The organism is Microcoleus sp. T3_B1, from assembly GCF_036700445.1.
Taxonomy (GTDB): Bacteria; Cyanobacteriota; Cyanobacteriia; order Cyanobacteriales; family Microcoleaceae; genus Microcoleus.
Genome location: NZ_JAUBOX010000041.1, coordinates 45053 through 64888, shown reverse-complemented (window position 1 = coordinate 64888; position 19836 = coordinate 45053). Strand labels below are relative to the sequence as shown.

14 protein-coding genes are annotated in these 19836 nt (G+C 45.7%); 5 read left to right on the top strand and 9 right to left on the bottom strand.

Translation table 11 applies throughout. The features are described from left to right. On the bottom strand, window positions 1-974 hold a 974-nt coding region (locus tag QT990_RS21105; protein ID WP_333144757.1), incomplete at its 3' end, for a protein kinase domain-containing protein. A gap of 813 nt (window positions 975-1787) precedes the next feature. Further along, on the bottom strand, window positions 1788-6680 hold the full coding sequence (locus QT990_RS21100; RefSeq protein WP_333144756.1) for a CHAT domain-containing protein: 4893 nt from the start codon (window positions 6678-6680) through the stop codon (window positions 1788-1790). A 441-nt stretch (window positions 6681-7121) separates the two neighbouring features. On the opposite strand from QT990_RS21100, the gene QT990_RS21095 reads away from it, so the two are divergent. After that, a complete protein-coding gene (locus tag QT990_RS21095) occupies window positions 7122-7316 on the top strand; it encodes a hypothetical protein (RefSeq protein ID WP_333144755.1) in 195 nt (64 codons plus the stop codon). Here QT990_RS21095 and QT990_RS21090 read toward each other — a convergent pair. After that, window positions 7313-7561, bottom strand: a complete 249-nt coding sequence (locus QT990_RS21090; RefSeq protein WP_333144754.1) for a hypothetical protein — start codon at window positions 7559-7561, stop codon at window positions 7313-7315. The genes QT990_RS21095 and QT990_RS21090 overlap by 4 nt on opposite strands. After that, window positions 7548-7838, bottom strand: coding sequence for a hypothetical protein (locus tag QT990_RS21085; protein ID WP_333144753.1), 291 nt, complete (start codon window positions 7836-7838; stop codon window positions 7548-7550). The genes QT990_RS21090 and QT990_RS21085 overlap by 14 nt, the downstream gene beginning before the upstream one ends. A gap of 220 nt (window positions 7839-8058) precedes the next feature. Between QT990_RS21085 and QT990_RS21080 the strand changes: the two genes are divergently transcribed. Next, window positions 8059-9633 (top strand): nucleoside transporter C-terminal domain-containing protein, encoded by a 1575-nt coding sequence (locus tag QT990_RS21080; RefSeq protein ID WP_333144752.1) that lies wholly within the window; start codon window positions 8059-8061, stop codon window positions 9631-9633. 415 nt (window positions 9634-10048) lie between these two features. After that, window positions 10049-10654: a DUF3318 domain-containing protein gene (locus tag QT990_RS21075; RefSeq protein ID WP_333144751.1), complete on the top strand. Its 606-nt coding sequence runs from the start codon at window positions 10049-10051 to the stop codon at window positions 10652-10654. A gap of 22 nt (window positions 10655-10676) precedes the next feature. Here QT990_RS21075 and QT990_RS21070 read toward each other — a convergent pair whose 3' ends face one another. Beyond that, window positions 10677-10982 carry a type I restriction endonuclease gene (locus tag QT990_RS21070; RefSeq protein ID WP_333144758.1) on the bottom strand — a complete coding sequence of 102 codons (306 nt, stop codon included), beginning with the start codon at window positions 10980-10982 and terminating at the stop codon, window positions 10677-10679. A gap of 44 nt (window positions 10983-11026) precedes the next feature. Further along, window positions 11027-13168, bottom strand: coding sequence for a DUF3352 domain-containing protein (locus QT990_RS21065; RefSeq protein WP_333465720.1), 2142 nt, complete (start codon window positions 13166-13168; stop codon window positions 11027-11029). A gap of 819 nt (window positions 13169-13987) precedes the next feature. Between QT990_RS21065 and QT990_RS21060 the strand changes: the two genes are divergently transcribed. Beyond that, window positions 13988-14398, top strand: a complete 411-nt coding sequence (locus QT990_RS21060) for a hypothetical protein (protein WP_333465719.1) — start codon at window positions 13988-13990, stop codon at window positions 14396-14398. A gap of 260 nt (window positions 14399-14658) precedes the next feature. Here QT990_RS21060 and QT990_RS21055 read toward each other — a convergent pair whose 3' ends face one another. Together QT990_RS21055 and QT990_RS21050 are read right to left on the bottom strand one after the other, a co-directional pair. Beyond that, complete coding sequence (locus QT990_RS21055) at window positions 14659-16431, bottom strand: glycosyltransferase family 39 protein (RefSeq protein WP_333465718.1); 1773 nt, start codon at window positions 16429-16431, stop codon at window positions 14659-14661. A gap of 84 nt (window positions 16432-16515) precedes the next feature. Beyond that, window positions 16516-17730 (bottom strand): glycosyltransferase, encoded by a 1215-nt coding sequence (locus tag QT990_RS21050; RefSeq protein WP_333465717.1) that lies wholly within the window; start codon window positions 17728-17730, stop codon window positions 16516-16518. 140 nt (window positions 17731-17870) lie between these two features. On the opposite strand from QT990_RS21050, the gene cofH reads away from it, so the two are divergent. Beyond that, window positions 17871-19016, top strand: a complete 1146-nt coding sequence (gene cofH, locus QT990_RS21045) for a 7,8-didemethyl-8-hydroxy-5-deazariboflavin synthase subunit CofH (RefSeq protein WP_333465716.1) — start codon at window positions 17871-17873, stop codon at window positions 19014-19016. A 44-nt stretch (window positions 19017-19060) separates the two neighbouring features. Here the strand turns inward: cofH and QT990_RS21040 are convergent, their stop codons facing one another. Then, window positions 19061-19723 (bottom strand): Uma2 family endonuclease, encoded by a 663-nt coding sequence (locus tag QT990_RS21040; RefSeq protein ID WP_333144744.1) that lies wholly within the window; start codon window positions 19721-19723, stop codon window positions 19061-19063. Between the last annotated feature and the right edge of the window lie 113 nt (window positions 19724-19836).

Below are 19836 nucleotides of genomic sequence, written 5' to 3'. Positions count from 1 at the left end.
AGCATCATTTCGGTGCTGCCTCTGCTGACTCGCTCAAAGGCTGCTAATAAGGTTTCAACTTCTGTTTCTCTGCCGTAAAGTTTTTGAGGTATTTGAAACTTATCTGTAATATCTTTTTGGGCGATGGCAAAATCTGCAATTCCTCCCGTAGTTTTTAATTGTTCTAGGCATTCTTCTAAGTCAGCGATAATTCCCCAAGGGCTTTGATATCTGGCTTCAGCGGTTTTCGCTAATAGCTTCATCACAATATTAGAAACAGCTTTAGGAATTTCTAGATTGATTTGGTGGGGCGGTACTGCCTGTTTGGCAATGTGACAGTGGATTAATTCCATTGCATCGCTGTAATCCCAGGGCACTTGCCCCGTTAGCATTTCGTAAAAAGTTACTCCTAATGAGTAAAAATCAGTGCGGTAGTCTATCGCTCGGTTCATTCTGCCTGTTTGTTCCGGCGATATATAGCTCAGAGTGCCTTCTAAAACATTAGGATTTTTCAGGCTAGGATTTTCGCGCTTTAAAACAGTAGAGATGCCAAAATCTATAATTTGAACTCGCCCTGTGCTTGAGTTGATAATAATATTGCTGGGATTGATATCTTTATGAATAATTTTATGTCGATGAATTTCACCTAAAGCCCTGGTTGTTTTAATAGCTGTTAAGAAAAACTCTTCTAAGGTAAGTTTGTGAGAAGCCAACCAGAGCTTTAATGAGTCTCCACCACAATCCTCGAAAATGATAGCCAAACTGTTATGGTATCTTTCTAAGCTGTAGGTTTGAGGGACACTTTCTAGGTTAAGATTGTGTGTGATTTCGTATTCCTGCTTGTATCTGACTAACGAAGCTGGCATCGGATAATCTTGTTTGAGAAATTTGATAATTACCGGTTTTTTGTCTTGCTTCCTCAGTCCCCGGTAAACTAAAGAATTATTACTTTCATGGATTTGGTTGGTAATGTCGTAGCCCGATAAGTTAATCATTCTTACATCCTCTTGTCAGTATTAATACTCAATTATTTTTTAGCAATTGTTAATTAATTAAGTAAATGTATCCTCTAATACATAATAATATCCGAAAATTTAAGAAAAACTTCAGTGTAAAAAGAAAAGTTATTTTTTATTAACATTTCTTAAAAATAAGAGGGCTAAACATTCCGGTCAGGAGTCCGATCGCTCTACAGTTTCCTGCAAAATCCGGCAAAACAGAGTGAAGGGCGATCGCCGTTAGTCTTCATAGGAGATTTGGGCCTTGCATAATTAGAGTATAAATAGGGGGAATCACCATACAATGAAAGCGAGTGCAAATTAACCCATATCCGTAAAAACACTAAGAAAAAAGGAAAACAGAACCACATTTGTGTCAAATGTAGCTGTCAATCGATCGCTGATTATGAGTCCCACGCCTTGTTACACTGAGACTGTGAAACCGGAATGCCTAAAAATGTATGTCAATAGTATAAGTTTTCGGGCAATTAACGAATCAAGGTAGTTCATTACACCACCCTAATAACTTCGGTAAGACTTGTGGGAAAACTATTAGGATGTCATAGTTTCGAGACATTTGAGAGGGTTTCCGGTTGCATCTGAGATATTGCACCATTCTCAATTAGGTTTTTAGGAACAGGCTTTTCGGCCTGTTCCACAAAAGATCAATTTTCTTGTGGAACAGGCCGAAAAGCCTGTTGCTGACGCAAGATGCCTGTTCCACAAAAGATCAATTTTCTTGTGGAACAGGCCGGAAAGCCTGTTGCTGACAATGGTGCGCCTCTTTTTCCTTCTTCATTCAACATCCCATTACCAAGGATTGCCAATCATTGTAAAGGCGGCCCAATAATAAGGATGCGAAAGCACTCGATCGCCCCGCGCCGCAATTTCTGGAGGCAAAATTAGATCCCCAGAAAGCCCTTCGACTCGCAACATCCCGTCTTGAATCCGCACGCGCCCCCGCAGCATCTCCAATTGCGCGCGGCGCAAAGCCTCCGCTTTAATCATCAAATTGCCACCGCGTCTGGGGGCCCGCAACTGCCGATAAAACTCAGTCATCAGCCCCAAAGTCCCATCATCGCTGACTTCCCACAAACTCGCTAAAGCGGATCTAGCACCGCTAGCTACCGCCAAACCCGCAAACCCCAACTCCGCCTCTTCGTCGCCCAAAGCGGTACTGCACGCGCTTAAAACTAACAGATTCACCGGCGGTTCATTCCACCGCAACTGTGCCATTTGATCGATACGTAATTTAGTATCCCACAACTGAATGTAAGAATTTTTCGGTTCCCCAGGCAGGAATTCGCTGTGAGTTGCTAAGTGAATGATTCCAAAAGGCCGATTTGCCCGCTGAGCTTGCAAATTTCCCAGAGTAAAATCTTGATTCAAAAATAATTTTCCTTCACTTGGCGGCGCGATCGACTCTAACTCCACCGGTACCGCTGGTAATGGCGCTTTATCTTCAAATACCGACGCCCCCATTGCCAAAACTTCATCATCCGCAATATTGTCGTAGCCGATATCACTCAAACTCAGACTCGGCATCACGCTAATACTGTATTGCTCAACTAAAAATTGTTTGCCATTGTGAAGAGCAGCAAAGGGCACACTCCGCAAACCTGCTGCCGGAATTACAATTAAATTGTCAATCTTTAAAGCGGCCAATTCTGGGGCCATTGGCGCAATTAACCAGCGATAAAGTTTTTGAGCCGAATCCAAATAACTAATGCTGCTTCTTCTTCTGGGATTAGTTATTTCGGTTTGCAGGGCATCCGCCAATTGCAACACCTGCCACCGCGTTGTCGCCGGAACTACAACGCGCATCGGTTGAGCGTTAGCTGTGACTAACACTAATTCTAAAAGCTCCCCGTTAGGAACATCGGGAATTTCTTGGCTCAGTGGCGACAACCTCTGGGCCAACTTATCTTCTAAGGGGCGATGGGGCCCGGAGGTGAGGTTATTTCTCACAGGCAATAGATTAGATAAATCCTGACTTGCCACCAGCACAGAACCATTTTCTTTGGCTGCGGCTGCATCCGATCTCCTGAGCCAATTCATATAAATAATTGCAGATTTTATCCCACTAATTTGTTCGTTTTTGCGAAGGGTTTCGTAAATCACCGATAGATTAGTAATCGGCTTTCTTGGGGGCAAATCCAGATATTTTTCGTACTCGCGAGTAAAGGTTTGTTCAAATTCTAAAACTCCCGAACCTGCCGCATCTAATCTGCGAGAAGGAGCGAAAATATCCTGGCTAATTGGGGAATTTCGGTCTCGATTGGGCGATCGCAATTCTACTTGCAAAGATGCAGGAAATGACTGCTCCGGATCGGGATTTACGGACTCTAGAGGCGGTGAGGGAATTGGTGAGGGAATTGGTGAGGGAATTGGTGAGGGAACTGGTGAGGGAATTGGTGAGGGAATTGGTGAGGGAATTGGTGAGGGAATTGGTGCAGGAGTAGAGGGCGCGGCCGGTGTAATTAGGGAAATCTGATTTGGTAAACTTCCCTGGGTGTAAGTTTGCCCGAAGGAAAAGCTGGGCAAAATGGCGTTTCCCGCCCCAGCATTAATGCTTCCTCTGGTTCCATTGTCGATCGCGCCGCCAACTACAAACGGTCGATCGATACCGCCTCCGTGGCGAATTGCGATCCTCCCCGCCCCCGCACCTCCGGTAGTAGAAATACTGGAAACATTGCCCGATATATCATCGTTGAAAACATTGTTCGATCGAAACAAACCGAGGGTTCTCACATCAACGCTGCCGCCAGTGCCACCAGTGCCGCCTCTAGCGTTGATAAAGCCCAACTGAATATCACCAGTCGCGTTCAGGGAGACGCCCCCGCCGTTGCCGTTTGAAGTGCCGCTGGAGTTGATATCTAGAGCCGAAATCCCCGCTCCCGAAGTAAGGGCAATATTTCCGCCGATCGCCCCCGAAGCGTTCAAAGCTCCCGCAGTTAAAGGGCCAGCATTGGTTTGGAGAGCGATCGCGCCTCCTGTGCCCGCCGATGACGAGTCGATCGCACCTGCAGCAACAGTATTTCCCTCAACCCGAATCCTCCCACCGTTCGAGGTAATATTGCCCGTCCGAACCTCGCCACTTCCTTGCAGGTTCACGCTGCCACCATCCGTCCTTAAATTACCCCCTAGGAGGACGTTTTCTGCCTTGATATCGGCTCCCAAAGCGGCCGTGCTGTCCCCCCCGAAGCGAGCGGAATCTCGCGCGTTAACGCTCAAACTGCGCGCTGTAATTGTGGAAGCAGCCGTCACGCTAGCAGCGTCAGCCGAGAGCTGGCCCAACCTCTGAGTTTGACCGACTAGGCCGTCAAAAGTAATGTTGCCGCCAGCGCGCAGCGTCAAATTATTAGCCCGGCCCGGCGTGCTGTCGAGGGTATTGGCAAAAGTGATATTGCCGATAGTGGCGGCTAGGGCGGCGGTGCGATCGACTGTAACGTTACTATTGAAAGTCATGTCGCCAGATGTCGCCATATTGCCCGATACCTGGGTACTGCGGGCGTTGACAGTTAAACTCGCCAGCGGTGCAGCTTGACCGACTTTAGCGCCGAACAGCACTCGCCCAGCGTCTAGTCTCAGGGCGTGAGATCCGTCTAGGCTACCGGAGAACAGAATGTTGCCGGTAGCTTCCGTGCTCAAAGCTACGTCAGCATTGAGGGATGCGTTTCCTGTAAAAGTGAGATCGCCGCCGGATGTCGCAATGTTGGCGTTGAGATCAGTTTGGGGCGCGTCGAGAGTCAAGCTAGCGCTGCCGCTTGTATTCAGGGGATTGTCGATCCTGATCGATCTGCCTTGAAGTGTCAGCGGGCTGTTGAAGGTAATGGGTGCGACGATCGCGATCGACGAGGTGCTACCGTTTTCGCGCCCGATCGCGATCGAGCCGAAATCCCCCGCCAAAGCGCCGAGATCCGTTGCCGTCAAGTCTAAAAGGCCCAAAATATCGCCGGTGCCACCGATTTGAATTCGTCGGTTGTCGTTGGGCTGCAAGCGAATTGTTCCCCCCGCACTGCTGACAGAATTGCTGCCGCCTCTGAAGTCAATGCCGCTAGCAGTGAGAGCGATATTGCCGCTGTTAGCATTGAGTCCGCCCAGAGAGATGCTGCTGGCGAAAATGTTGATGTTGCCACCTTGAGTCTCGATTACATCCTTGGGGTCATTGACAACAAACACTCCGCCGGATCTAAAGGTTACGGTGTCTCCCGTTCTTGCTTGCAGGGAAAGTTTGTTATCGGGCAAGTCTTGGACGGTGATATAGCCGGGGGTATCTAGAACCACGTTGCTGCCGGCTGTCATCTGTTCCAACTGCACTTCTGAGATCGATGTTTCGTTGGGTTCTGGTGCCGGTTCGAGTTCCCCGCCAGTCGAACCCCCGCTGCTGGAGCCGTTACCGCTGACGATCGTAATATTTGCCGGATCGAGCCACAAATTGCCGATCGCACCGTTAGTCGCGCGGGTATCGACCTCTCCTTGGAAAGTTAAAGCATTTTTGCCGGAAACTTCTACTCTGCCGCCGTTACCTGCGGCAGTGCCCCCGCGAGCACTAATATTGCCCAAGAAGCGAGTTATATTGTCTGACCAAATTACCGCAGTGCCGCCATTGCCGCGGTCGATCGCGTTTGCTGCGATCGTAGAATCAGGACTAACATAAGTTACCTGGGCGTTTGGCACTGGTTCCATCCCCTGGAAACCGCCTCCGACGCGCACAGTACCTCCGCCGTCCGTCCCGGAAGCATCGATATTTGCGCCGAAGAGTCCGACTTTTTCCCCTAAAATATTGACTGTGCCACCAGCATTTCCAGAAGGGCCAAATACATTTACAGAACCGGAGACGATCGCACTTCCGGCAACTGCGGGCACAGTTTGCCCGCCAGTCAGTACCAATTGACCTTGTTCGTTAGTGGTTAAACCTGTGGCTGACACTACGCCGGAGCCCGTCAGCAACTGAGGCAAAGAAACCGGGGCGATCGCCGAGTTTTCTGACTGCAAAGACGGAGTAATTTCTAAACTTAATAAATTGCCAACTTGACTGATGCGAACTGCATTTTGTCCCGGAACAGCAGCCACAGTAATTTGACCGTTGGGAGCGGATAATTGTCCTGTATTAATAACGGTTCCACCGAGCAAAGTTAAACTTTGCCCGCTGCCAACTGCCAAGTTTCCGGCATTGACAATTGCACCGAGTTGTGAGTTATTAAAATTAAATTGATTGGGATTTCCCAGTAAAGCTTTGTAATCATTAATTCCGGCCGAATTGAACCAGCGATCGCCGAAACCAATACCTGTAGCAGTTGTCGCGAAAAAAGACCCCGGCACGTTTAATCTAGCATTTTGACCGAAGACAATTCCCGCCGGATTCATTAAGAATAAATTTGAGTTGCCGCCGCTTACAGAAATCAGACCGTTAATGATGGAAACATTGTTGCCGGAAATCCGCCCTAAAATATTTTGAATATTTGGATTAGTTAGAAAATTAGCGATTTGACCTTCGCTGAGATTAAATTGGCTGAAGCTGTGAAACAGATTGGCGCCGTTCCCTGACAGTTGTCCGCCACTAATGTCTGTGCGGTTTTGCTCGGAGTTAACAACAGTATTAGTGCCGTCATTTGCAGGAACGACAGATTGCGATCGCACTGCTAGCGGTAGCAGCCAAAAACCTAATGTCAAAATTAGAGCAGAACGAAAATAGGTCATTAGTCAGTTGTCAGTTCTCAGTTGTCAGTTGTCAATAGTCATTACTCAATAGTCATTAGTTAGTGGTTATTTTTCTTATATTTGTTGTTATTTGTTGGTTCCAATGACCCATGCCCCATGCCCCATGCCCCATGCCCCATTCTAATCTCTTCTCTTTTTGATTTTTTTTGAGCGGTAATGTTCCGCCAAAGTGCCAATAAACTTAAAAAAGTCGATCGAACACTACCACCGCCGGGGTCGATCGCACTCCCAAACCACCCGTTGCCAGAATGTCGGAAATACAATGCAGATTTTATATCGATCTGTAACGAGTGTATTGACAAAATCCCCCCAGAGTCCTAGGATTGGAGCACTGATTGGGTGGGAAAGTAAAAACCCACACAATAACTGGCTCCTCTAATAAAGTTAAAAGCAAAATATTGATGCTTTTAGAGACCAACCATGCAAACTCAAACTTCCTCATTTCTAACTGAACAAATAGTAGAGCAGATATTTTCGTCAGGCGAACTGACTCGCGAGGACAGACAGCGAATTCAGTCAATGCTCTTAAATGAGTCGATCGGAGAAAACGAATTGAGCTTAATTGAAAGAGTCATGGAAGGCGTAGTCAAGGGAATACTTGACGTGCTCGATTAGTTTAGAAATGGCGCTAACCTATCTAAATGTAGGGTGCGCCGGGCCGCGCACCTTACCCTAATTTTAAATATAGCAACCGCCAAGAGGGTTAGGACATTCTTGATCGCTGAAACCCTAGCTATTACTGCTTTTTCCTTCTTCCTTCTTCCGACTTCCATCGGACTTCTTCCGACTTCCATCGGACTTCTTCCTTCTGCTATAAAATCGAAAATCGAAAATTCTGTCACCGTTCTAAAAATCATCATCGGGGCCCTCATCCGGGCCGTCATCCGAGCTCTGATCGCGACGCACAAGTTCAGAAGGAGGCCTATCGTTACTCCAGGCCCACCACACGCCGCCGCACTGGCAGCGGTAAAATTCTTGCCACTTGCGGCGGTTGAACTCGGTGTAGACTGGCGATCGGCGATTAATCCAGACCTCAGCGGCATCCGTGCAACTAGCGCCACACTTGGGGCAGCAAAACTCATTAGCGTGAACCGCCGTCGCAGTCCATTCAGGAGGATGTGGAGCAAAAGCTTCCATGTGTTAGAGTTTCTATCTAAACTGCTGGTAATTACGGCAAATCAAGGGTTGCTAAAGATCCGCAGAGTTCGGAATGACCTAAGCAATGACATAAGTACGCTGTTGAGTGCGTAATTCATCGGCCCGTTATTTTTTTTAGCATTTGCCGTCAGATGAATAGTATAACTGATGTGGTGCAAGCCGTCGATCGGCATTCTTAAGTATTTCAAGGACTAGGCTCATGTCTATCTACAATCTTATCTCGTTTCTGGGCATTTTTGGCTTATGTGCGATCGCCTGGATTTTTTCCGAAAACCGACACTCCAAGTATATTCCCTGGCGCGTCATCATCTGGGGCATTGGTCTACAATTAGTCTTAGGATTTTTAGTATTCCTGTTCCCCCCAACTCGCATCGCCCTAGAGTGGTTTACAGGCTTACTGGATGGAGTATTTACCGCTGCTGACGCTGGAGCGAGGTTTGTATTCGGTAAAAACATTGTTCCAATACCCGGTCAAGACCCCCCAGTTAATTTAGGATATATTTTTGCCTTTCGAGCTTTACCGACAGTCATCTTTTTTTCTGGCCTCATGGCTTTGCTTTACAACATCGGTGTGATTCAAATTATCACCGAAGTTTTTGCCAAAATCTTTTATATGACAATGCGGTTGAGCGGCGCCGAAGCCCTCAGCGGCGCTGCTAATATTTTCGTAGGAATTGAAGCGGCAATTGTTGTCAAGCCTTATTTGCCGAAAATGACTCGTTCGGAACTTTGTGCAATCCTCTCTTGCTGTTTTGGGACTGCCGCTTCTTCAACTTTAGCAATTTATGTGAGTTTTCTCAAGCCAGTTTTTCCCAATATTTTAGGGCATTTAGTTTCCGCCTCAATTATCGCCATTCCCGCTTGTTTTGTCCTCTCCAAAATCTTAGTACCAGAAACAGACAAACCCCTGACAATGGGTGGCATTCCCAAGGAAGAACGGAAGCCTAAAGGCCGCGAGTTTGTGGGCGAAGAAATTTCGGACATGGAGCGCGAAGAATTCAAACAAGAGACTGTTGGGGGAGAGCCAATCGAACGAGTCAGCCCTTTGGATGCAGCGATAATTGGTGCATTGGACGGTGTAAAAATGGCGGTAGCTATTGCCGCTGTTTTGATTTTAATCTTGGGCTTAGTTTCCTTAATTAATCAATTCTTTGGTTGGCTGGCAATTTTGCCCGGCCCCATTGGTGACTTGTTCAAAGTTGTCACCTTAGCCAACATTATGGGATTTTTATTTTATCCCCTGACGCTATTAACAGGAGTTTCATTAGACGACTCTTGGACAGCATCAGTAATCATCGGTCGCCGACTGTTAGAAACGGCGATTCCGCCCTATCAAAGTTTAGCAGAAGCATCGGCAAAAGGACTCGTGAGCGATCGTACAGTTTTAATTGTCAGTTACGCCCTTTCCGGCTTCGCCCATTTAGCCTCCGTCGGCATATTTGTCGGCGGTACGATCGCCCTAATTCCATCCCGCCGCAAAGACATTTCCGAACTCGGTTGGAAAGCATTATTTGTCGGCACATTAGCGACAATGATGATCGCTTGCATCGCCGGCACCTTCGACACCGGAGACGCCAGCATTTTAGGCGCTCAAACAGCTCCTGCAGCCCCATTAACAGCCCCTGTTTCTCCGAAACCGCTGCCATCCCCAGCCGCGAATTCAAAGCCGTCAGTTGCCCCAGCAATTGCCAGTCCGAAGCCTTCGCCCAATACCGAAAAAGCGGCTCCGAGAGCTCAAAAATCTCCCTCTCCCGCATCCAAGAAAAACCCTTAATTATATTCTATTGACTTGTAGGGGCGGGTTTTTCCAAGAATATTTAACTCCCGTTAAAAATCTACATAAACCCGCCCGCACACAACCAATAACCTACATCAACTTTGCTTTCGATAAAACCAGTTAGGAACGGACTCTGACCCAAGAAACCGGGTTTTTCACCAAATCTGTGGCTGTAACGCATCTTCTCAGCAAAAAACCCGGTTTCTGGCTACCCGTGCATCAGTCCTAAGATTGTCAATTATCGACAAATATTGTAGGTAAAACTAGCCCTTGGGTGGGGGCGGGTTTACGAGATTGTAGGTTTTAGGCAATTATTGTAGGTAAAACCCGCCCCTACGAGGTCGTGATAGATATTATTGTTTTTTATGCCGATGCAATCACCAATTACCAATTATCAATTACCCTAAAATTTATGAATCCCGATCCAGAAATTCGCCGCCTGTTAGATGTGATGCCCGCTTCCGGCCGCATGATGTGTAAAATTATTAATAAGCCACAACAATCAACGGTAATTGACTGCGATTTTCCTTTGCCTTGGAATCAATCTCGCCCGATTTATATTAATTTTGATTTGTGGCGGCTGCTATCTAAGCCGCAGCGGGATTTACTGCTATTGCGGAATGTAAGTTTTCTGTGCAGTTTTAAGTGGTTTAAACCGGATATTTATCAAGGTGCAGCTCTGGCGGGAATTGTCGGGACTGTTGTAGAATTGTTGCAAGGAGATGCGATCGGCACTGCGATCGCGGGCGGTTTGACGGGACTGGCGATGACTCGAATTTGGCGCGACAACCGCAGTTCCCAAGTAGAGTTAGATGCTGACGAAGCGGCGATTAGAGTCGCGGGAAGGCGTGGTTACAACGAAGCGGAAGCGGCCGGACATTTGCTGGGGGCGATCGAGGCTGTGGCGCAAATTGAAGGGCGCAGTTTGGATTTTAATGAGTTGATTCGGTGTCAAAACTTAAAGGCGATATCGGGTATTTCTGCGGTGGGCGTACCCGATAGTGTGAGGCAAGAGTAATGCGATCGCAAATTATAACCATTCATCTCTGTACAGACAAACTAACAAGTTGCTTGAGAACCCGCATAGCTTCATTTAAGCCATTATTGCGACTATTGCAAATACTAAATAAATCTGACAGCGCATATTGATTTATTTCCCCGCGCAGCAGCTTCAGGAAAATATATTCTTCGCCGTTACTTATCATCCCAAAAGGAGAGTTTTCGGGGTAAGGATTTCCCATCATGTATGCTAAAATCTGGGGAAGAGCCCGCGAAACACTGAAACCATATTCTTTACTTTCAATTACCACTATCCAAAATTGATTTTGAATGACTAAAGCATCAATTTGTGTAGACGCGGTTGCAACCGCCGATTTATAAACAGAATAACTTATTCTTCTGCTCGATCGACCGCCAGCTTCGCATACTTCAAATTATTTTGATATTCTACAATCTTTTGCTGGCTAATTTTGTATTTAGGACTATTAGCAGGTATTTTTTTCATGCCAGCAATTGCTTGTTCCCAGGCAACAATCACCTGTTGCCACTGTTGTTTTGTTGTGGCAGTTTGAGTTAAAGAAGCTGCACGAGTTGCTTGATTTACTGCTTGCCGAAAATCATTGTCAGCATTGGTTGGAGTTGCTGGCGGAGTTACTTTTGGATTCGCTGGTAAATTTGTCGGCGGAGTAGTTTTTCTGGGAGTGGGATTCGCAGGTAAGTTGGTCGGTGGAGTAGTTTTGTTGGCAATTGGAGACGGAGTTGCTGTTGGAGTCGCGGGTAAATTTGTCGGCGGATTAGTTGGTGAAACAGCAGGCCCAGTAGCAGGTAAATTAGCTGACGGAGTTTGTAGTGATGCCCCGGCAGTTGCTGGCTTGAGTGCGATTAGCATCTCATACCTCTGCGTCGATTTATCTACTTCTGCAGTTGTCATGGCTATGCCGCGTACAGAATTAAGAGCCGCGATCGTCCGATCGAATTCTGCTATATTTTCTTTGGGTACAGATGACTCGATGAAATTTTTAGATGCAGCAGAATTGACCAGGGTCAGAATTTGTTCAAAATTGAAATAACCGTAGCCGCTGTTAGGCTTTGGTAAAGAACTCGTAATTGTTTGAAAGTTTTCGCTTTGTGCTAAAGTTGGATTTGATGTAGCTGCGATCGCTGGTAATGTTTTGGCATTCCCTACAGCGATAAATACTGAATTTGCATCTAACCAACCGTGTCCCAATACAAAGTCTTGACTGGGCACTTGCCATTCAGTTATAGCTCGATCGGCAATCTGTTTTTCAGATAGGGCTATACCATTACCTCGGACAAGCACATTCAATTTAGCAAACGTGCTTTTAGCTGCTTCAGGATTACTGGTTTGAATTACTATTTTTACCCCGATCGCACTTTCTAAAGATACGTCTGGCAGTGAAATTACTCCGAATCCGTATTCTCCATCCATCCAGCCAAAAATATCTTTATCTAAATCGAGATTTAATGCTGCTAAATTTCCTCTAAATTGAGTAAGTCCCTGGCTGAATTCTGGAATATTTTGTGTTTGGCTGACAAAATTACCCCAATTATTATTGATGCCTTTACCCGTAAATAAAGCAACTGTTTGCTGGGTAAAATAACTAATTATTTTTTCAGTTGCGGGCTGAAAGTTGGTTTGAGTGGTGGCATTCGGCTGTAAATTGGCAACAGTATTAATCCGAATCCCAGCATCATCAATGCCAATACCGCCGCTTAAAGACTTTATCGGATATAGTTCGGCTCGATCGAGCAGTGGTGCGTTTTGAGCTTGAGGAGCATTTGCGACACTCTCCTTTATCAAGGCTAAACTATCAAAAATATAAAATTGAGCTACTGGATTGTCAATTTTTAAATCGCTTGATAATACTTTGGCAACTTCTGGCTTGCTTGCTAAGGATGGTTGTCCTTTGTAGATATCAATAGATTTTTGGACATTTTGCTCCTTGTCACTGCAAACAAGATAACGCTTCACGATCGCGCAGTAGCTTTTATCGCCTTTGTTAGTAGTAGACTCCTGTATTTTAAATCCTTTGTAATCAATCTCTTTAATTTTTTCGTCAGGATTAATTTTGCTGAGCTTTTGATTTAATTGCCACATACTCAGCTTATTTTTAATCGTAATTACCCCGATAAATTCAGGAGTAGGCGATTGCTGTCCTTGGGTTTTAGCTGATGGTAATGCAGCCCAGACAACAGTACCCAGCCAAGGTTTGATATCTCGATCGTAATTCAGTTGAGGACTTTCCTTAGCAAATTCTTTCTCAAACTCTTTCCAAGCTCGATCGAAAAGTTCCCTAGCTTCTGGTGTGCCAAATTTCTGTAATTTTGACCAAGACTCAGGGTTGAGATCGATCGTGCCGCCCACTAAAGCGTCACTCGGAATCAGTTTAGCATTATCTAGGGGTTTACTATCAGCTCCTAAATAACCATCCGAGTACAGATATGTTGCCGCGCCGCCGATCGCAAGTAAACTCAAAACAGCAACGGTGGTTTTAGCGAATTTGCCAGCCATAATGTTTTTTTAAATAAAGATTGTTTGAGACGATATTAACTTCCAACTGTTTGTAGTGCGGACTTGGTGTCCGTAATTTCGGAGCGGACACCAAGTCCGTACTGCGAACTAATTTTTGAGAAACTAATTTTTTGACTGTCGATCGAGCGGACATTGCATAATACAATATTGTAGCTTTCTAATTGTGGAGCGTCAAGAGCGGCAATCTAGCGGCAACAATTCTTATTAGGTTGTTTGAAAACCATGAATTTGGAACTGAATTGTTTGTATAAAGTTACGATCGATCTATCCCCCTATGACTCCTCCTCATCTACTCGCCGACTGAGATAATCCGGCAAGTCATCAAAACATACTCCCACCAAACGGCAAAAATCCCTCATTTGCCGAACAGTCATCGTAGGTTCGTCTCCCTTTTCCCATCGCCGCACCGACGAAGTAGGGACACGGCAGTGCCGTGTACTGGTGCGAAAACTTAAATTAATTGAGCTGAATTGTTTATTTTTGGCATTGTCTAACGTTTATTTATGATTGTTATTGCTTTTGATTAGCCTATTTTAACCGCCTATTTTAAGCGCTTATTTTGAACCTTTAACTAATGGAATTAAATTATGTAATAACTCAATCTAAAAGTGGATTTTAGAGCTAACATAGCGTTATTGCCAACACGATATAGTTTCCGATGTCTCTTGAGGCAATCGAGGAAAAATCATCAACTAGGACGCATCTTTATTGAAGTAGCGCGATGTTCGATCGCGCTCACAATAAAGTGCAACTCTGTCAATTTTCTATGGGCAAACATACCCAATTTACAATACAGCCATGAACACCCCAGAAACTGCGAATGCCTGGATTATTTACCGACTCCTGCCCAACTTTCAGCGCTTACCCGTCGCGCAATTTCGCAGCCGCAGCGAAGCAGAATCTTCCCTGAAAGTCATCCGGCAAATGCTACCAAATACCGAATTAATACTTGCTTTCGAGGTTGGGCCAGAAAATCCAACTACCGAACTCAATCAGCCCCCTGCTAAAGAACCAAACTTGCAAACTTCAGTTAACCGAGAACTGTTGAAACTTTTCATTATCAGTTCTCGTCCTGTTGTTTCCCGCGTCATTCATTCTTTTCACCGCGATAATTTTGCCTGCGTTTCTGACTGGAGTCCGCTTGTCCCAACTCAAAATCCAGGTGAAGTGATGAGCGTCTTAATTAAATATTTGGCCGCTAACTCTTAGTTTGCCACCCCTTGATGATTCGGCGGTTGAAACCGCTCCTTGTCAAACGAAGTCTGCCTCCGCAGACTAAGAAATAAAGGGGGTATTTAAGTCGGATTTGGTATTAGTCCTCTTTGAGAGGACTTTAGCTTTGAGGCAGGGGTTTCAACCCCTGCCGGACTGCGGTTGTAATGCTAACTCTATATCCTCTACTTCTTGAGTCATAAATTTATCACTCTCTCTCCCCAGTCATCGGACTATAGTTGCGGGCGATCGCCAACTCAAGAACAGTGATAAACTTGATATTCATAACCATCAACAGGCGGCAAATCGCCAGATTCAAGCTGACATTTTTGCGCTGCTAAATTGACAGGTGCGCGAAAATTAACCAACCATAAATCTAGCGGACGTTGCAATTGAGCGAGTGCTTTGTTAAGTGTCGTCGCTGCTATTTCTGGCTTCTCTCTGTGATATTTAACCAAAAGAAATATAGGAGAATCTGAAAGTTTAACTTCCTCATTTTTCCTGACATCCGTTACATCCGTTACAGAATCCGTTGCCGAACTTTCCCATTCCCACCCTATACCCATCAACTCTCCTATTTCTACATGAGTCTTTTGAGTAGTAGCAATTAACACGGGAACTTTCGATAATTCGCGGATAACCGGAATTAAAAGGTCTGGTTTGTAATATTTGCGATAGCCGAGATTGGAATTTACTGTGACACCGCTAAAAAAACCCATTACTAAAATTAGCACCACTGCTTTTTTGCCCGGAACTTCGATCGCCCGTAAATTAAACCATTGACTTTTTGCTGTAGGTGTGTTAAAAATAACCGCCAAGGTTGCTCCTAAAAGCAATATCACCCCCGGAAAGTAGACGAAATTGTATCGTGCGCCGCGAGTTAGGTCAATCCCTAGAATATATGCAAAGCTGAAAAATAGGAAAATTGCTCCTAGCACAAATCCGCCGAAAATAACAGTACCTAAACGAGTATCGGGCGTTGTTAAGGAATTTTTAAGAGCGCTAAACAGGATGGGAAGCACCAATATAAAAAATATTGTCATGGCGATCGCCGATGCAACTACTACTGCCAAATTTGGCGATTCCACCGGCAGCAGAGATATGACAGTGATCCATCCAGCTAAAGCTTGAAAAATCGGATTGATCCAATCTAAAAATGTGCGATCGCCACTGACAATCCAATTAGTTAGTTCGCTGCCGTATTTATTCGACAAAAATACCGGCAGCCAAACTAAACCGCCCGCCAAAGTGCCCATCGCTACTGCGAAAAGCCGCCACAGGATTTGAAATTGCCAAATATTAGGCCGCTGGCTGTTGTCAATTCGCAACTTTCCATTAAACTGCTGCCAGATTACCGCAATTAATGCTATTAATTCCGCACACAAAGTTAGTGTAAAAAAGTAGTGAACCGCAATTCCCAAACAGTTAACAACTACCCAAAGCAGCACCGCCCAAATAGGCAGGGGAGCGCGCTGTTGCAGCTTTTTTGCAGCTAAGCTGAGGCAAAAAAGAGAGGCAATAACTAATAATATTCCTAAAGTGTAATGGCGAGCTTCTTGAGCGAGATAAATGCCGTAGGGAGAAACTGCCATCATCGCAGCAGCACATTGACCGACTAAACGAGAACTAAAAGCAAATTTGCCTAAAAAGTAGATAGCGGGAACTGAAATCACGCCCAATAAAGCAGGGAGCGATCGCCCAATCCAAACTAAACTATCCTCGGTCGGCCCAAACAGTCGCATCCACCAGTGGGCGAGCATAAAATATACTGGTGGATGATTGCTTTCTAGCAGCAAATGGTTGAGGACATCTGCAATCCCAGCACCGGCGCGCAATTGTAGCGGTTGTAATAATGTAGAAAGATCGATCGCGCGATCGATCGGCACCCCTCGAAAACTGTTGCCCAAACTAAAAACTAGAGTAGAAAACTCGTCTGTCCAGAGCGGTTTCGAGTTTAAATTGGCAAAGCGCAAAATAAAGGCGATCGCCGTCCACAGAAATAGCAACAACAGTTGTTTGTTCTTAATCATTAATTGAGTCAGCAGTCAGTTGTCAGTTGTCATCACTCAACGCCGTCAACAGTCAACAGTCAACAGTCAACAATTCCCCATTACCTACTTCACGTCGGTCACCCGCCAACTCAGCTTCATATTGATCCAGAAATTCCACAGAGTCACAGTCGCGATCGCGATTAAATTAGCAAGATATTTATTGATTCCAAAAAGATTAAACAGCAAATTAAACAGCAGCAAATTCAAAATCAAACCCATCAAGCAAATCGTGTTAAATTTTAACAGCCGTTTCAATCGCTGGCGCTTTCTTGGCTGCAGCTTAGAAATGTCCCCAAAAGTCCACAAATCATTCCACAAAAAGTTACTGATAATTGCCAATTCAGCAGCAACGATCAGACTGCCATTCACCTCCAAATGGAGGATATCGGACAGCACGTACAAAACCCCCATATTCACAAATACGCCGCTGAAACCCACAAGGCCAAACCGCAGAAACTTGCCCATCGGCCAGCGGGCAAACCGCAACCTCAGCAAATGCCGCAAATAATCAATATACTGTTTCCAGGTAACTTTGCTCTCGCCTTCTTGCCGCTCTTGAAACACGTAACCAACTTCTCCAATCCAGCCGATATCGCCTCTGCCGAGCACTTCAATCAATATTTTGTAACCAGCAGGATTCATGGTTTTGCCGGCTATGCAACAGCGGCGCACCATAAAATAGCCGCTCATCGGATCGGAAACTCGGCCCACCACTCCCGGCAGGATCACCAACCCCAGGGTTTGAGCGCCCCGCGATAAAAATCGCCTGACAACGCTCCAGTCGCTCACCCCGCCCTCGCCCACGTGGCGACTCGCAGCGGCCAAATCGGCTCCCCGCTGAATTTCTGCTAAAAGCTGCAACAGCGTCTCCGGGGGATGCTGCAAGTCGGCATCGATGACGCCCAAAACCTCACCCCGAGCGGCCTGCCACCCGCGAATTACCGCTGTGGAAAGTCCCCGCTCGTCTTCGCGGCGCATCACCCGCAATTGCGGATATTCCGGTGTCAGGGACAGGGCGACTTCCCAGGTGCGATCGGGGCTGTTGTCATCGACTACAATTAATTCGTAGTTGCCGGGAATACTGCCATCTAGCAAGTGGCTCAATTTTTCCACAATACTCTTGACATTCTTGCACTCGTTGTAGGTGGGAATGACCAGGGAAAAATAAATTGGCGGTGTGCCTGCGTCTACAAAAGTTGAGCCGAAAGTCTGTATAGCAGGAATTTGCAAAGGCCCCGACGGCACTGGCAAGACCTGATTTGGTTGGTTTATGCCCATAATTTCAGTGTTCAGAAAGTCAAGAATAGTTTGGTAGCACTTGAGATTGTAAAATATCGTTCCTCCATAATTGATTAGTTAAAATATAAAAACGCCTTAATTCTAGTCAGTAATTCTGTAATTGAGTTAAAAATAAAACTGTGGATGCAATTCTCGATCGAGCTTTACAAGGTTATAACATCTCTACAGCAGAGGCATTGGTTCTTTTGCAGCAAACAGATCCCGATGCGCGAGCTTCTATTCAAACAACCGCTGACTTGCTCCGCCGCCGACAATCAGGGGATACTGTCACCTACGTTATCAACCGCAATATTAACTTCACCAATATTTGCGAGCAGCATTGCAGTTTTTGTGCATTCCGCCGCGACGAGAAAGATGAGGGCGCTTTTTGGTTAGATGCAGCTCAAATTCAGGAAAAGGCAACTGATGCAGTGCAGCGGGGTGCGACGGAAATTTGTATGCAGGGGGGCTTAAATCTTCAAGCTAAGCTCAACGGCGCATTTTTACCTTATTATCTGCAATTGGTGAAAACCATTAAGGATAAGTTTCCTCAGTTGCACTTGCACGCTTTTTCGCCCCAAGAAATAGAATTTATTGCCAGAGGAGATAATCTTAGTTTCAGCTATGTAATTTCGGCTTTGCAGGATGCGGGAGTTGGTTCGATGCCGGGAACCGCTGCGGAAGTTCTCGACGATTCTGTGCGACGGGTGATTTGCCCGGAAAAACTAAATTCGGCAACTTGGCTGGAAATTGTGGGAACTGCTCACAGTCTGGGTTTGCCGACAACGAGTACGATGCTTTGCGGGCATATTGAGACTGCCGAACAGCAGGTTTTGCATTTAGAAAAAGTGCGATCGCTCCAACAAACTGCGATCGACCAAAACTATCGGGCACGCATCACAGAATTTATTTTACTACCATTTGTCGGACAGCAAGCACCGGCACCTTTGCGGAGTCGAGTCGGCCGCGACCAACCAATTTTAGCAGATACATTGTTACTCACCGCAGTATCGAGAATCTTCTTAGGCAATTTAATTTCCAATCACCAGCCGAGTTGGGTAAAATTAGGTTTAGATGGAGCTACTGAAGCGCTGAAATGGGGCTGCAACGACATCGGCGGTACATTGATGGAAGAGCATATTACTACAATGGCCGGTGCGGTGGGTGGCAGTTGTCAGTCTGTCGAAGATTTGCAAAATGCGATTAGTTCTTTGGGGCGGAGTTATCAGCAAAGAGATACAATTTATCGACCTTTAGGGGTTGACAATTTGGCAGTAAGTGTGTGATTTTTGGGATACCAAGTGCGAAGTGCGTAACCTGTTCTACGAGTTTAGCCGTTAGCGAAGCCCTCGGAGAGGATCGCACTTTCCAATTCTTCTAGCGCTTGCAAATTTCCAACCTGCCAAGCACGTTCTACTGTAGCCGGAATCAGTTGGGCGATCGCGATTTCTGGAAAATTCGGACTAATGTCCGATTCTACATACTCTCCATCTTGCAGCAAATAAATGAGAAGTCTGCCGCTGTCATAAACCCATACTTCTGGAACTCCAATAATTTTATAGGCATCGATCTTAGTTTTAGAAGTAACATCCGTCTCAATTGCCAAATCGGGCGGCGGATCGTCCGGTAAAAGTCGGCGGCGATTAATCATCCGCTGATAATTTAGAATATAAAAGCAAGCATCAGGTTCAACTCCTGCTGCACCTTCCCGTTTGAAAGTAGTAGAACCAAATGGTTCATATATTCTGCCCGCAGACTTGAGTAAATTTTTTACAATATCGGAAATTAAATCTTTCGGGATTTCCCGATATAGTAAGGGAACCCTAATTTCTAAGGTACTGTTGCTGTAGGCAATTCTAGTTCTTCGCTTTTCTCCTAATTCCTGCAAAATCGACTCAAATTCCAGCCAACTTATATTGGGAATAGTTACCACACTACCGGGAGAAAGCGTTATTTGGCTAACTGGTTTTAGGACGGGGGTGATAACAATCATAAGCTGAATAGGGAGCTAGTTGTTAAGTTTGTGCCAAGGGCAGGCAGGATGCCTACCCCACAAGAAAATTTATTCTTTGTGGAACAGGCATCTTGCCTGTTCTCGATCGTTAA